This is a genomic window from Streptomyces sp. NPDC021562 (genome assembly GCF_040640875.1).
Taxonomy (GTDB): domain Bacteria; phylum Actinomycetota; class Actinomycetes; order Streptomycetales; family Streptomycetaceae; genus Streptomyces.
Window position 1 is genome coordinate 173,733 of sequence record NZ_JBFACN010000005.1, and the last position, 14,367, is coordinate 188,099.

At 72.5% G+C, this 14,367-nt stretch carries 13 protein-coding genes; 7 read left to right on the plus strand and 6 right to left on the minus strand.

What is annotated here, in order from left to right:
* The first annotated feature begins 66 nt into the window (after positions 1-66).
* Entirely contained in the window at positions 67-1,350 is a 1,284-nt protein-coding gene (gene eno, locus AB0G52_RS09750) for a phosphopyruvate hydratase (RefSeq protein ID WP_361335386.1), read from the plus strand.
* A gap of 243 nt (positions 1,351-1,593) precedes the next feature.
* Positions 1,594-2,172, plus strand: coding sequence for a fasciclin domain-containing protein (locus AB0G52_RS09755; RefSeq protein ID WP_361335388.1), 579 nt, complete (start codon positions 1,594-1,596; stop codon positions 2,170-2,172).
* Here the strand turns inward: AB0G52_RS09755 and AB0G52_RS09760 are convergent.
* Together AB0G52_RS09760 and AB0G52_RS09765 are read right to left on the minus strand one after the other, a co-directional pair.
* Positions 2,141-4,879, minus strand: coding sequence for a protein kinase (locus AB0G52_RS09760; protein WP_361335391.1), 2,739 nt, complete (start codon positions 4,877-4,879; stop codon positions 2,141-2,143). The genes AB0G52_RS09755 and AB0G52_RS09760 overlap by 32 nt on opposite strands.
* A 148-nt stretch (positions 4,880-5,027) precedes the next feature.
* The gene (locus AB0G52_RS09765) at positions 5,028-6,068 is read right to left on the minus strand and encodes a substrate-binding domain-containing protein (protein WP_361335394.1); all 1,041 of its coding nucleotides are present in this window, start codon (positions 6,066-6,068) and stop codon (positions 5,028-5,030) included.
* 243 nt (positions 6,069-6,311) lie between these two features.
* Here AB0G52_RS09765 and AB0G52_RS09770 point away from each other — a divergent pair, with 243 nt between their 5' ends.
* Positions 6,312-6,476, plus strand: coding sequence for a hypothetical protein (locus AB0G52_RS09770; protein ID WP_165939484.1), 165 nt, complete (start codon positions 6,312-6,314; stop codon positions 6,474-6,476).
* A 47-nt stretch (positions 6,477-6,523) separates the two neighbouring features.
* Here the strand turns inward: AB0G52_RS09770 and AB0G52_RS09775 are convergent, their stop codons facing one another.
* Both AB0G52_RS09775 and AB0G52_RS09780 read right to left on the minus strand, forming a co-directional pair.
* Positions 6,524-7,771 (minus strand): serine hydrolase domain-containing protein, encoded by a 1,248-nt coding sequence (locus AB0G52_RS09775; protein WP_361335397.1) that lies wholly within the window; start codon positions 7,769-7,771, stop codon positions 6,524-6,526.
* Positions 7,772-7,909: 138 nt separating this feature from the next.
* Positions 7,910-8,503: a TetR/AcrR family transcriptional regulator gene (locus tag AB0G52_RS09780; protein ID WP_361335399.1), complete on the minus strand. Its 594-nt coding sequence runs from the start codon at positions 8,501-8,503 to the stop codon at positions 7,910-7,912.
* A gap of 218 nt (positions 8,504-8,721) precedes the next feature.
* On the opposite strand from AB0G52_RS09780, the gene AB0G52_RS09785 reads away from it, so the two are divergent.
* From AB0G52_RS09785 to AB0G52_RS09795, 3 genes are all read left to right on the plus strand, one after another.
* Positions 8,722-9,291, plus strand: a complete 570-nt coding sequence (locus AB0G52_RS09785; RefSeq protein WP_361335402.1) for an ATP-binding protein — start codon at positions 8,722-8,724, stop codon at positions 9,289-9,291.
* Positions 9,292-9,427: 136 nt separating this feature from the next.
* Positions 9,428-9,679 carry a hypothetical protein gene (locus tag AB0G52_RS09790; RefSeq protein ID WP_132891550.1) on the plus strand — a complete coding sequence of 84 codons (252 nt, stop codon included), beginning with the start codon at positions 9,428-9,430 and terminating at the stop codon, positions 9,677-9,679.
* 12 nt (positions 9,680-9,691) lie between these two features.
* The gene (locus AB0G52_RS09795; protein WP_132891551.1) at positions 9,692-10,876 is read left to right on the plus strand and encodes a flotillin family protein; all 1,185 of its coding nucleotides are present in this window, start codon (positions 9,692-9,694) and stop codon (positions 10,874-10,876) included.
* A gap of 261 nt (positions 10,877-11,137) precedes the next feature.
* Here AB0G52_RS09795 and AB0G52_RS09800 read toward each other — a convergent pair whose 3' ends face one another.
* Positions 11,138-11,707, minus strand: coding sequence for a GNAT family protein (locus AB0G52_RS09800; RefSeq protein ID WP_361335406.1), 570 nt, complete (start codon positions 11,705-11,707; stop codon positions 11,138-11,140).
* Between the two features lie 468 nt (positions 11,708-12,175).
* On the opposite strand from AB0G52_RS09800, the gene AB0G52_RS09805 reads away from it, so the two are divergent.
* The gene (locus tag AB0G52_RS09805; RefSeq protein ID WP_361335409.1) at positions 12,176-13,216 is read left to right on the plus strand and encodes a slipin family protein; all 1,041 of its coding nucleotides are present in this window, start codon (positions 12,176-12,178) and stop codon (positions 13,214-13,216) included.
* On the opposite strand, the gene AB0G52_RS09810 is transcribed toward AB0G52_RS09805, so the two are convergent.
* Complete coding sequence (locus AB0G52_RS09810) at positions 13,161-14,363, minus strand: MFS transporter (protein ID WP_361335412.1); 1,203 nt, start codon at positions 14,361-14,363, stop codon at positions 13,161-13,163. The two genes, AB0G52_RS09805 and AB0G52_RS09810, sit on opposite strands and share 56 nt — an antisense overlap.
* Positions 14,364-14,367 lie beyond the last annotated feature (4 nt).

Here is a 14,367-nt window from a genome sequence, read left to right on the forward strand (position 1 = left end):
TGTTTCTGAGCGAAACTTACCGCCCGACGGTATCCGATCCGCGGGCCCAGCGTGAGGAGTTGCACCATGACCGCCATCAGCCGGGTCGTCGCACGGGAGATCATCGACAGCCGGGGCAACCCCACCGTCGAGGTCGACGTCGAGCTCAGGGACGGTTCGCTCGGCCGCGCCGCCGTCCCGTCCGGCGCGTCCACCGGAGCCCGGGAGGCCGTGGAACTCCGCGACGGCGACCCGGCCCGCTTCCACGGCAAGGGCGTACGGCGCGCGGTCGACGCCGTGAACGAGAGCATCGCGGACGCGGTCACCGGGCTCGACGCGGAGGACCAGGCGACCGTCGACCGTACGATGACCGAGCTGGACGGCACCGACACCAAGGCCCGCCTCGGCGCCAACGCGCTGCTCGGCGTCTCCCTGGCCACCGCCAAGGCCGCCGCGGCCGCGCACCGCCTGCCGCTCTACCGCTACGTCGGCGGGGTCGACGCCCGCCTCCTGCCCGTACCGATGATGAACATCGTCAACGGCGGAGCGCACGCCGACAACCCGCTCGACTTCCAGGAGTTCATGATCGCCCCGATCGGCGCGGCCACCTTCGCCGAGGCCGTCCGCATGGGCTCCGAGGTGTTCCACACCCTGCGCCGGGGCCTGCTCGCCACCGGCCACAGCGTGAACGTCGGCGACGAGGGCGGGTTCGCCCCCGACCTGCGCACCGCCGAGGAGGCCCTCGACTTCGTCGTACGCGCCGTCGAGGAGAGCGGCTACAAGCCCGGCACCGACATCACCCTCGTCATGGACCCCGCGAGCTCGGAGTTCTTCCACGACGGGGTGTACGACTACACGGGCGAGGGCGTCCGCCGCAGCCCCGCCGAACACGCCGACCACCTCGCCTCGCTCGTCGACCGCTACCCCGTCGCGTCCATCGAGGACCCGATGGCCGAGGACGACCACGCCGGCTGGCGCGAGCTGACCGCCCGGCTCGGTGACCGCTGCCAGCTCACCGGCGACGACGTCTTCTGCACCAACGAGACCCTGCTGCGGGCCGGCATCCGCGACGGCATCGCCAACTCCGTGCTGGTGAAGGTCAACCAGATCGGCACCCTCACCGAGACGCTGGCCACCGTCGCCACCGCACACCGCGCCGGCTACACCGTCGTCATGTCCCACCGCTCCGGCGAGACCGAGGACACCACGATCGCCGACCTCGCCGTCGCCACCGGCTGCGGCCAGATCAAGACCGGTTCGCTGTCCCGCGCCGACCGCACCGCCAAGTACAACCAGCTCATCCGCATCGAGCAGGAGCTGGGTCCGCAGGCCCGCTACGCGGGGGCAGCCGCGCTGGGCCTGCGCCGCTGAACCGCGCGCACGCCCCGGTCCGGTTGCAATCTCGGGTGGGACGGGATGTGCGTACGGGGGTGCCACCTCGAGATGCGGTGACCACACCTGCTGGATACGCTCGCTCAGTGGCCGGGTGACCATGGCCCAGGGCCGTGGCGCGGCACGCGCCTCACCCCGCCCGCGGAAACGAAGAGTTCCGCAGTCCCAGACCTCTGCAGTGTTCACGCCTCCACGGGAGGCTTCCACGGGAGGAAGGTTGCGATGAGGTTCACCCGCATGCGTACCGCCCAGGCAACGGCGGCCGTCCTGGTCGCCGTCCCGCTCGCGTTCGGGGGCCTGGCGTCCCCGAGCCAGGCTCAGGGCGCGTCTCCCAGCCCCTCGGGGACGTTCGGTTCCGGCTGCTCGGCGCTCTCCCAGAAGGCCAACACGGCCAAGGACAAGGTCGTGGAGGCCGCGGCCGCCTACCCCCAGCTCAGCCAACTGGTCTCGGCCCTGGTCCGGGCCAGGCTGAACGGGACCCTCGACGGGAAACCCGCGATCACCGTCTTCGCCCCCAACGCCCAGGCCTTCCAGAAGGTGACCACGTCGCAGCTCTCCTCGCTCCTCAGCAACGAGGGGCAGCTGAAGAAGGTGCTGACCTACCACGTCGTGGACAAGCAGATCACCCCGAGTGAGCTCTCCAACGGCTCCTTCACGACGGTCGAGGGCGGCAAGCTGACCACGTCGGGGTCGGGCAGCAACTTCAAGGTCAACGGCAAGGCGAGCATCGTCTGCGGCAACATCAAGGCCGCGAACGCCACGATCTACGTCATCGACTCGGTTCTCCAGCCGCCGTCCTGACCCCCGCACCACCGTCCGGCTCCGGCGAGGACTCGGCCGCCGGGGCCGGGGCGGTGGTGTCGGCGGGGGTGGTCGGGGTGGGGGCCGTGGGGGCGGCCGGGGTCGGGGCCGGGAGTGTGGTGTCGGCGGGGCTGGCCGGCGCCGTCACTGTGCTGTCGGCGGGTGTGTTCGGGGTCGGGGCCGGGAGCGTGGTGTCGGCGGGGGTGGCCGGGACGGTGGTTGCGGGCGTGGCCGGGGCCGGGGCCGTGGGGGCGGGTGGGGTGGGGGGCGGGTGCGGTGTGGGCCAGGTGGTGTCCTCGGTGGTGAGGGGCCGGGTGAGGGCCTGGGTTCTCGCCCGGCGGGTGGTGGGCGTGGTGGCGTGCTCGGCGACCAGGGTCCGCGCCCGCTCGGGCAGCGACGGCGGACCGAGCCTGCCCGCACCGGCTCCGGGCACCAGCGCCTCGGCCACCTCACCAGCCGTCGGCCGCCGTTCCGGGTCGGGGTGCAGACACCGGCGGACCAATTCCGCGAGGTCCTTCGGCAGCCCGGCGAGATCGGGGGTGCCGGATCGAATGTGGGCGACCACGGACGGCGTGTCCCGGCCCCAGGGGCTGCGTCCCAGGGCCAGGCGGGCGAGGACGGTCCCCAGGGAGAAGACGTCGCTCGCAGGAGTGAAGGCGGCCTGTTCGCGCAACTGCTCGGGCGAGGCGTACGCGTACGTGCCGGCGAAGCCGCGCCGTGGCTCGGTGAGCCGTTCGATCTGGGCGATGCCGAAGTCGATGACGCGCGGTCCGTCCTCGGTCAGCAGCACGTTGGCCGGCTTGAGATCGAGGTGCACGATGCCCTGGGCGTGGATGGCGCTCAGGGCGACGGCGATGCCCGCCCCCAGCGAGCGCACCAGGCCGGGCTCCAACCGGCCGCAGTGCTCGACGAGTTCCTGCAACGAAGGGGCGGCCACGTACGGCACCGCCATCCACGGGGTCGCACCGTCCGTGTCCGCCGCGATCACCGGCACGGTGAACCGTCCGTCGACCCGCTGGGCCGCCCGCACCTCGTGGGCGAAGCCCCGCTTGATCGGGGGAGCCGCCGCGAGGTGCGCGTGCAGCGTCTTGACGGCGACCATCAGCCCGTCGGCGTCCTGGCACAGGTAGACCCGCCCGAAACCGCCCTCGCCGACGCACTCCAGGACCTCGTACGTACCGAAGACCGTCGGCTGGTCCGCCCCGCCCGCACCAGCCGCGGGCCGCGCCCGCTCCATCTCCCGCCAGGTGCCGATGGCGGCCGCCTGCGGGTGGAACGCGATCCGGCCGTCCTGCGCGGCCGACGCCCGCTCGCGCGGCCCTTCCTCACCCGTGGCCGTCCGCTCCGCCTGCTCGTCCTCCACCACGACGAACGCCGCCTTCTGCTGCGTCCGCGCCGGCTCCGGGCCGCCGTCCTCGAAGACGTACGCCTGGATCTGCACGTTCTCGTCGCTCATCCGGGACACGAAGACGCCCGGCAGTCCCAACTCCGCGCACACGAAACCCTCTTGCGGGGTCGGCCGCAGGTCGTCGCGGGTGAAGCACAGGGCCGCCACCTCGTACCCCTGCTCGGTCAGGCCCCGCAGCACGTCCTTCCACTGCTCCGCCGTCCAGGCGCGCCACGCCGGTTCGTCCGCGATGTCGTTCACGACCGCGAGGCGGTTCGCGACGGCCGCGCCGGCCGCGCACGCCAGCACCGCGCACGCCGTGTCCGGCGCCGTCTGCACCGTCTCCGCCAGCAGCGTCGCGGTCCGCTGCGCGACGCGCAGTACGGTGCGGCCGACCATCCGGGCGAGCCCGTCGCGCTGCCCGCGCAAGGTGTCGTACACCGGCGAGCCCGGCAACTGGCCCTGGAGTTCCAGGCACGCGAGCACCTTGTCGAAGCACTCGACGGCCGTGGCGTGGTCCTCCGCCCGCACCGCCGCTTTCGCCTGCGCGACGAGCGCGGAGAGGACCTCGGAGCCGGCCGGGCCGTGGAGCTCCTCGGCCCGTACGGCTATCTGCCCGTACATCCGGCCGGCGCGCGCGAAGTCCCCGGCGGCTTCGACCGCGGCGGCCGTCGCGAAGAAGTCCCGCAGTCCTTCCTCACCGCCCTCGTTGCCGAACGGCAGTACGCCCGCGACCTCGACGTAGCGCTGGCGGGCGATGCTGACCAGCTGGTGGGTGGGGCCGAAGTTCTGCTGGGCGGTCGCCAGCATCTGGGAGAAGGCGCGCAGCGCGGCCGCGTTGTCGCCGCTCTTCTGCTGCCAGTAGCCCACCTCGCACAGCAGGGTGAGGGCGGTCTCGGTGCGGTTCTCCCGCTCGGCGGCCCGGCGCATCGCCTCGTAGCGGCGCACGGCCTCCTCGGGCCGGCCCGACCGGCCGTGCCAGTGGGCGAGTTGGTGCCGGGCCAGTTCGGTGTCCGGGTGGCGTGGTCCCTGGATCCGCTCCCGGTCGGCCAGCAGGCGTACGAACAACTGGACCGCGGCCTCGGGCTGACCCGACTCACCGGTCCAGTGGGCGAGTTGGTGTCGTAGCGCCAGGGTTTGCGGGTTCCGCGGTCCCAGCACGTCCTCCGCCCGCGCGACGAGTTCTCCGTATCGCTCGGCGGCCCTGCGCGCGTCGCCCTGGCGGCCGGTCAGCTCAGCCGCCTCGCCGCCCTCGCGCAGCGCCTCGACGAGCGCGCGACGGCCCGACGGCGTTCCGTGCCCTCTGCCCAACCACCTCATCGAGTCTCCCCCAACGCCGGATCCGGACGTGCGCCGAGTAGCCAGTATGCGCTACCCAAACGATTGCGCCAATCGTTTGGGCGACCTTGCCCATGGAGTTCCGCTGAATCCAACGGGCGGGTTCGGTAGTCGAGTTAGGCCGCGTCGCTCACCGCAGGCTCGGGCCGATCGGTGTGCCGGTGGAGGTCCGCACCACGAGTTCGGGTGTGAGCGCCTCCGAGGCGACGGGCTCGCCCGCGATACGGCGCAGGAGCAGCCGTACCGCACGGCGCCCCTGTTCGGCCATCGGGGAGTGCACGCTGGTGAGCGGGACGGGCAGTTCGGCGGCGAGCGGGGTGTCGTTGAACCCGGCCAGCGCGAGGTCCTCACCCAGCCGCAGGCCCAGGTCGCGGGCGGCGCCCATGACGCCGATCGCGGCGAGGTCGTTGACGGCGAAGATCGCGGTGGGCCGGTCGGGGAGGCTCAGCAGTTCGACGGCGGCCTGGTGCCCGCCTGCGGTGTCGAAGCGGCAGTGCCGCACCCGGTGCGGAGGCAGCGGCAGGCCCGCCTCGCGGTAGCGGTCGGTGAAGCCGGTGGTGCGGTCGGTGCCGGTGCTGGCGAAGGGTTCACCGGCGACGACGGCCACCCGGCGGTGGCCGAGGGCCAGGAAGTGCTCGGCCACGAGCCTGCCGCCCAGCGGGTCGTCACAGGTGACCGCCGGGAGGCCGGTGTCCGTGCGGCGGTTGACCAGCACGAAGGGCGTGCCGTCCAGGGCGGGGTCGGCGAGCACGGCCCCGTCCAGGTGTGCGTCGCCGATGACGAGACCGTCCACCCGGCGCCCGAGGACCATGCCGATCCGCTCGCGCTGGATGGCGGGATCGTCATGGGTGTTGGTGACGAAGGTGGACAGTCCCCGCAGGGTCGCCTCCTCCTCCACGCCCTCGTAGATGGTGGCCACCACGATCTCCGACAGCCGGGGGAACAGCACTCCCACCACGTTGCTGCGCCGGGTGCGCAGGCTGGTGGCGTGCGGGTTGGGCCGGTAACCGAGTTCGTCGGCCAGTTCCCGGATCCGTCGCGCCGTCTCGCCCGACGCGGCGCGGCCCTGCTCCCCGGACGGGCCGTTGAGGACCCGGGAGACCGTCGAGACGTGCAGCCCGAGCCGGTCCGCGATCCCGCGCAGTGTCACCGGACCGCTGTCGCCCGCCATAGCCGTCTCCCACGTCGCCGTCTCCGAACAGGTCACATTCTCTCGAACGGCGGGCTCCCGGTGGCTCGGCGGGGCCTGGGCTCCAGGGGACCGGTGGGCTTCCGCGGGCCGCCGGCCTCCTTGGGGTCCCTGCGGCAGGCCGGAGGGCCGGGTCAGGGCCTCCTTCGCCGCCGCCCAGGGGTTCGAAATCCGATGCGCACCCAACCGCTAAGGTGTCGAGCTCGCCGCTTTTCTGGGGGACCCGTGAAACTCGTCTGGCTGCTGCTCGGACTGCTCCTCGCCAGTGTCGCGATCGGCGGTGTCGTCAGCGCCGTCGACGAAGCGGATACCGTCTCGGTCGTCGGCGACCTTCTCATCAGCGCACTCCTCGGCTGGGCGGCGGTCGCCGCCTGGAAACGTGCCCGCTGAGGCGCCGCGCGGGCAGCCGACGGCCAGGTGTCGGACCGGCTTCGGGGTCAGCCGCCCGCCGGGACCACGGTGCCGAAGGAGGCGGCGGCTATCCGTTGGACGTAGCGGATCTCGGTGCCGTCGAGGTTCCTGGGGTTGAGGGAGTAGATGATCTTGCGGGAGAGGTCGCGGGTGGCGAACACGCCGCTGGTGTAGCCGGGGCGGGAGCCCGTCTTGCCCCAGACCACAACACCGTCGGAGGCCTGGACCCGCATCAGGCCCATGGTCATGCAGGCCCGGCCGGCGTCGGCCTCGGTGCGGCACTGGCTGCTGTGGAAACTGGGGACGTCGGGGACCGTGAAGAGCTCGGCCTCCTGGACCGGTGGCAGGAAGCGGCCGCGGAAGAGGGCGGTCATGAAACGGTCCAGGTCGCCGGGGGTGGAGATCATGCCGCCCTCGGCCCAGGGCCACGGGCTCTGTTCGGTGACGTCCACCGGGTGCGTGGTGCCGTCCGTGGACCTCACCGTCAGATAGCCGTGGGAGTGCGGGCTGGGCAGCCGCGGGTCGTCGGCGTCGGGGACGTAGGTGTCGCGCAGGCCGAGCGGCCGGGTTATCCGGGAGCGGACCTCGTCGGCGAAGGTGCGGCCGGTGATCTTCTCGATCAGCACACCGGCGACGTAGTAGTTCTCCCCGTTGTACTGCTGTGCGGTGCCCGGCGTGAACTGCATCGGCCGGCCCGCCATCAGGTCGATCACCCGCTGCGGGGAGAAGCTCTTCAGTCGGTTGGCGGCGAACCACTCGGGGCTGCCGTCGCCGAAGTCCGGGGTGTCGGCGCCGCGCGGCAGGCCGCTGGTGTGGTTGAGCAACTGGCCGACCGTGACGGGAGGCAGGCCCTTGGGCAGGACGCCCGGCAGGTACCGCTGGACGGGCGCGTCCAGGTCGATCCGGTGCTCGGCGGCGAGCTGGAGAACGATCGTGGCGGTGAAGACCTTCGAGATGCTGCCGATGCGGATGTGGGCGTCGGGCGGCACGCCACGGCCGGTCTCCAGGTCGCCCACACCCGAGGTGCCCGACCAGTGGCCCGCACGACCGGTGATCCGTAGCAGCGCGCCGGTGACGTCAGCGTTCGGCAGGCCGCCGATGGCCGCCTGCAGCGCGACCGGGTCCAGGCCGGGCAACGGTGCGGTGGCGGAGGCGTGGGCCGTCTCCGACGGGGTGGCGGAGGCGGGCCGGGCCACCCCCGTGGCCAGGGTGGCCAGCAGGCCGCAGCAGGCCGCCAGGGTGGCCCAACGGGTCCGGCGGGCAGAGTTGTTCACGATGAGGGGCTCCGTACTCGTGAGGGTCGGACCGGCGGTCGAGCGGCCCGGCCATCAGTCTCGTCCGCGCCGGCGGTCCGCCTCATCAGGGAACGCCCCTGAGCAGACCCTGATCGGCCCCCGACACCTGACTGCGGGTCAGGTCGTCCAGCCCGGCTCCAGGGTGTCGAGGAGGGCGTGGAAGGCCGCCTCCGCCCGGCCCCAGTGGCCGTCCGCGAGAGGGGCGAGCAGGAGGCCCAGGGAGGCGTCCGTCAGGAGGGTGGCCTGGGTTCGGGAGCGGTGTTCGGACAGGCCCAGGTTGCGCAGGATCGACGCGATCATGTCGGTCCACTCGGTGACGATGTCGCGCATGACGGGACCGTAGCGGTCCGGGTGGAGCACGCTGGCGCTCATCACCTCCAGGTAGAGGGGGAGCGCGGCGCGCACCTCGGGGTCGCTGAAGTTGCGCCACAGCTCCTCCATGAAACGGCGCAGGCCCTGGACGTCCGAGGGGGTGCCGACGGTGTCCAGCAGGGTGCGGGCGCGCAGGAGGGGGCGGCGATCGTAGAGCGAGACCGCCTCGGTGATCATGCGTTCCTTGGTGCCGAAGTAGTACAGCAGCATGCGGTCGCTGGTCCCCAGCGCCTGGGCGAGCGGACGCAGCGAGAGGTCCGCGAGGCCGTTGCGCAGGACGTATGCGCGGATGCCGGCGAGCAGGGCCTGCCGTTTCGCCGGGTCGGACGGGCGGGGCATGCGGGCTCCTGGTGCGTGAGGTGGTGCTGGCGATGCGTGAGGGGCCGGAGATACATGAGATGCGCGCGATGCGTGAGCGGTGGACGTCGAGGTGACCGTTTAGTAACTCTTGTGAAGGTATTTACCGTAGCATCCATTACGTCTATATTTGAATGTAGCGGCCGCTTCACGCACGACGCACGCTGCCACCGTCGTCCTCCCTCAAGGATTGATTCGCCATGACCGCCCAAGCCTTCGACTTCGCCGCCCCCGGGGAGGACCGGCCCGTCCACGGCGCCGCTCCTTCCTGGTTCGCCAGGCAGTGGGCGCTGTGGTCGCGTGTGCTCGCACCCCTGCGGCCGTTCGACGCCCCCCGGGGGCGGGCCACCGCGTGGGACGCCTCCTGGCCCCTGGCGCGGGAGCTCACCTCGGTGCGCCGGGCCCGGCGGCTGGTGACGGCCCAGTTGAGCGAGTGGGACGTGGGTGACCTCGCGGACGCCGCGGAACTTCTCGTCAGCGAGTTGGTCACCAACGCCCTGCGCCACACGCGGGGGCCGCTGAGGCTCAACCTCCAGCTGTGCCGGGGCCGGCTGCTGTGCGAGGTCGAGGACACCGAGTCGACCGGCCCGGTGCTCGGCGCCGCCGAACCCGACGACGAGGGCGGCCGGGGCACGGAACTCGTCGACCTCCTCGCGGACGCCTGGGGCAGCACGCGGACGGCCACCGGCAAGACCGTCTGGTTCGAGCTGGGGCCCGTGGACCGGTTCCCGGCGGAGCCGGCGGATCCGGCGGGGCCGCCGGCCACCTGATCCCTACCCGCACCGGTCGACGGGGGTCGACGCGGGCCGGTGTGCCGTGCCTGCGGAAGTGCACCGGGCGTTGGGTAGGGGCGTCGCTGGGTCTATCGTCGGAATCACGAGGCCAGGGCGAGGAGGACGGTCGCTGATGCCGCAGGATGAGGCCGTGATCGGCTGCATGGGGAAGGTCCTCATCGGAACGCGTGGTTCCGGTGGCCCCGGTGAAGTCCTGGTACGGGTCCGGGGCGGTTCGGAGACGTTCCTCGCCTGGTCGGAGGAGCCCCTGCCCGTGGGTGCGACCGTGCTCGTGATCGAATCACGGGGATGCCGAGAGGTCGGCGTCATCGAGTGGGTGGATCCATTGGACGCGCTCGGCGGGGACACCGCCGAGGCAGGCTGAGGAGTAACAGGAATGTTCGGATACCGCGTTCCCGCTCCCGACGAGGCGATGTTGATCTCGGGGGGCAGGCGGGGACTGGGGGGCGCGCCGTTCCGAGTGGTCACGGGGCACGGGAAGTTCGTGCTGCCGGTCTTCAGGAAGGTCCGGTTCCTGACTCTGTCCATGTGCGAGTCCGAGGTCACCGAGACCTGTGTGACCAGGCAGGGCATCGCGCTGCACGTCCGCGCGGTCATCGCCTTCAAGGTCGGCAACGACCACGAGAGCATCATCAACGCGGGCCAGCGCTTCCTGTCCGACCAGGAGCAGATGTCGGTGCTGACCGGCCGCATCTTCGCCGGCCACCTGCGGGCCATCATCGGCTCGATGACCGTCGAGGAGATCGTCACCGAACGGCAGAAGCTCGCCGCGGAGGTGCTGGACACCTCGAAGACGGAGATGGCGAAGATCGGTCTGATCGTCGACTCCCTGCAGATCCAGTCCATCGACGACGGTGACACCGGCTACATCGACGCCATGTCCGCGCCGCACAAGGCCGCCATCCAGCGGCAGGCGCAGATCGCCCAGGCGCAGGCCACCCAGGCCGCGGTCGAGGCGGAGCAGGCGGCGGCCCGTAAGCAGGCCGAGTACGCCCGCCAGACCGCGATCGTCAAGGCCGAGTACTCGGCCGAGGTGGACCGCGCCCAGGCGCAGGCCGGGCAGGCCGGGCCGCTGGCGCAGGCGCACGCCCAGCAGGAGGTGCTCGCCGCCCAGACCGAGCTGGCCCAGCGGCAGGCCAAGCTGCGCCAGCAGCAGCTGGTCGCCGAGGTGGTGAAGCCCGCCGAGGCCGAGGCCGAGCGGGTGAGGATCCTCGCGGCGGCCGAGGCGCAGCGGATGAAGATCCAGGCGGAGGCCGCGGCGTCGTACGACCGGGTCGCCCTCGACCGGATGCTGATCGACCAGCTTCCGCAGATCGTCAAGGAGGCCGCAGGCGGTCTCGCCGGCGCCAACGTCAACGTCCTCAACGGCGCGGACGGGCTCGGCGAGATCGCCGCCGGTCTCGTCTCCCAGGGCCTGACGATCCTCGACTCGGTGCGGCAGAACCTGGGCGGCCAGGACTCCGACGGCCACCGGTCCGAGGACGGCAGGGGCAGCGGCGCGCTGCAACTGCCCGGTGGCAAGGGGAAGAAGTCGGACGACGGCCCGGTGGACGTCGACTAGAGGAGCGGGCGCCGCGCGGCGCGGGGGTCGACCGTCGCTGTCAGAGGAGCGGGCGCCGCGGGGTGCGGGGGCTGGCCGTCGCTGTCAGAGGAGCGGGCGCCGCGCGGCACGGGCCCTGGCCCCGCCGCTGTCAGAGGAGCGGGCGCCGCGGGGTGCGGGATCCGGGCCTCGCGGTCAGAGGAGCCGGGCGCCGCGGGCTGCCGGGCCGGGCCGTCGCGGTCTGGGGCGGGTGCCGCGCGGCGCGGGGGTCGGTCGTCGCTGTCAGTGGTGGCGGGCGGGCGGCTTGGTTCGGTATTCCGAGGCGAGCAGGCCGTAGAGGAGGTCGTCGGTCCACTCCCCCTTCATCCAGGTGCTCTGGAGAAGGTGGCCCTCACGGCGGAAGCCGACGCGCTCCAGGAGGTTCGCCGAGCGGACGTTGCGTGCGTCGCAGGTGGCCGAGACGCGGTGCAGTCCCTCCTCCAGGAGCAGGAACTCGACCACCCGGGTCACCGCCTCGGTGGCGTACCCGCGTCCCTGGAACGCCGGGTCGAACGTGAAGCCCAGTTCGGCCTGGCGCCCGTCCTCGCCGCGGCGCACCCCGACGTCGCCCATCAGCCCGGGGGCGTCCCGCAGTTGGACGGCGTACTGGAACCAACCCGGGGCCCGGGGATCTCCCGCCGAGAACCGGGCCACGAGCCGTTCGGCCTCCGCCGACGGCACCGGCGCGGCCCAGGACTGGTACCGGCTCACGTCCGGATCCGACCGGTACGCCGCCAGCGCCGGCGCGTCCTGCGGCCCGAACCTCCGCAACAGCAGCCTCTCCGTCTCCATCAGGTCGGTCACGTCCCTCACGTCCGCTCACGTCCCTTCCGTGGTCGTCGTCGAGAGCAAGGCTCGCAGGGGGGCCGAGGTGTGGGGACCCGGGGGGCCAGGGGGACTGTGGTGACCCGGGGGTCGGCGACGACGACCAGGTCCGCGCCGTCGCCGGCGCGATGCCACGCCCGCCGCGACCAGTTCGATCCGCAGGGCCGTGGTTGGTGGCGTAGGCCGGCTGGAAGGGCACGCCCGCCGAGTCGAACGCGGCGCGCAGATGAGGACGCAGGCCGCTGTCGGGGCCGTAGGTGATCAGGGGCGTCGGCGAGCTGGGCCGGGGTCAGCTCCGGCCGCCCCGCCTCGGGCCCGTCGGACGGCACCACCGCGGGTCCGAGCCGCTTTCTTTGCACACTCCTGACGCCCGGGGCCGCATCCGGGCGGGCCCGGCCGGTGTCGTTCCTGTTGGCCGGATTTTTGTCCGGATCACGTCGAGAATGGAGTGTGCCCATGGACGGCGCCGTTGTAGGGGTCGTACTGGTGGTCGCGGCGGTCCTGCTCGTGCTGCGCAGCGGGATGCGCGTGGTCAACCAGGTCGAGCGCGGGGTCGTGTTCCGGTGGGGCAAGGCGCTGCCGGGGTACCGGCAGCCGGGCGTCACCTTCCTCATTCCCTTCGCCGACCGGATGCGCAAGATGAACGTCCAGGTCGTCACCATGCCGGTGCCCACGCAGGAGGGCATCACCAAGGACAACGTGTCGGTGAAGGTGGACGCCGTCGTCTACTTCCGGGTGACCGACCCGGTGCGCGCGGCCATCGAGGTGCAGGACTACGTCTTCGCCGTCGGCCAGGTCGCCCAGTCCTCGCTGCGTTCCATCATCGGCAAGAGCGACCTGGACGACCTGCTGACCGACCGGGAACGGCTGCACGAGGGGCTGGCCCTGATGATCGACAGCCCGGCCGCGGCGTGGGGCGTCCACATCGACCGCGTCGAGATCAAGGACGTCCAGCTGCCGGAGTCGCTGAAGCGGTCCATGTCCCGGCAGGCCGAGGCGGAGCGGGAGCGGCGGGCCCGGGTCATCACGGCGGACGGTGAGTTCCAGGCCGCGCAGCAGCTCGCCAACGCCTCCCGGATCATGTCCGACACCCCTGAGGCGATGCAGCTGCGGCTGCTGCAGACCGTCGTCGAGGTCGCCGCCGAGAAGAACTCCACGCTGGTGATGCCCTTCCCGGTGGAGCTGCTGCGCTACTTCGACCGGGCGACCAAGCGGCTGGACCAGGAGGTCGAGAAGAACGACCGTGAGCAGGCCGCGCCGGACGACCCGCACGGGCGGCACGCGGCGGACGGGCGGGGTGCGGAGGACGGGCGGGCCGCGCTCAAGGCGGGGATCGAGCAGATCGCCGGCGTCGCCGACAGGTTCGCCCCGGCCGCGGAGATCACGGCCTCGGAGATCACGGCCTCGGAGACCACGGCTCCGGAGACCACAGCTCCGGAGATCACGGCCCCGAGGGAGCCGGCACCGGAGCAGTCCGGTGCTGCCGAGCGGCCGTAGCCAGCAGCAGCGTCACGGCGAGCGAGACGCCCGCCACCAGTGTCATCGCGTCGGCGGGCGAGGTGAGTTGAGCCACCGAGCCCGCCAGCGTGGCGGCCACGCCCTGCATGGTCAGCATGCCCGCCGAGTGCAACCCGAGGGCGTGGCCGCTGAGTTCGTCCGGCGTCAGTTTCATCAGCCGCTCCTGCTGCACCAGGCTCGCGCCGAAGCCGACGGAGGCGACGGCGGCGCAGCCCGCGGCGAGCGCCGGCGCCGGGTGCAGGAAGAAGACCAGGTAGGGCGTGGCCAGGAGCAGCAGGAGCGGCGTCGCGAGACGGGTGCGGACGGCAGGCGGGAGCAGCCGGCCGACGGCCAGGTCACCGGCCAGCATGCCGAGGGCCGCGCAGGCGAAGAGGGTCCCGGCCGACTTCGGGGCGTACGACACGTACAGCGACTCGCAGCCGACCACCAGGCCGTTGGGCAGCCACAGGCCCAGGTAGGTGAGCCGGCGTGGACGGGACGACCACAGCAGGGCGTTGGTGCGCCAGGTCGCGGCGACGGAGGGGCGGCCCGCGGCACGGGGCGGGCGGGTGCTCAGGCCGAGGCGGACCACGACGGCGGCCGTCAGGTAGAGGGCGGCGGCGAGCAGCAGGCAGGTGCGCGGGGAGACGGTGGCGAGCAGGGCGCCGCCGGTGGCGTACCCGGCGACCTGTACCAGCCCGCTCATCATGTTGAACAGCGAACGCCCGGGCAGGTAGCCGTCCTTGGTGAGGATCTCGGTCAGCAGCCCCCAGCGGACCCCGCCGCCCAGCGCGGCGACCAGGCCGAGCAGCAGGACGCCGGTGAGCAGCACGGCGGGCGGGAGACCGGGCAGCGCCATGGCCGCGGTGGCGACGGCGAAGGTGAGGGAGATCGCCGCGAGGGTGGTACGGGGCGGCAGCCGGTCGGCGCCGGAGAGCAGGAAGGTCGCGCCCAGCACCTGGGCGAGCGAGGGGCCGAACATGCTGAGGGCGGAGAGCAGCGGGGAGCCGGTGCTGCGGTAGACGAGCGTGCCGAGGGCGAGGCCTCCGACGGTGCCGCCGGCGTTGTGGGCGGCGGAGCCGAGGAAGAGAGGGGTGAACTCGGCGGTGCGGAAAAGGGACCGGTAGCCGGTGGGTGCGGTGGGCATGGTC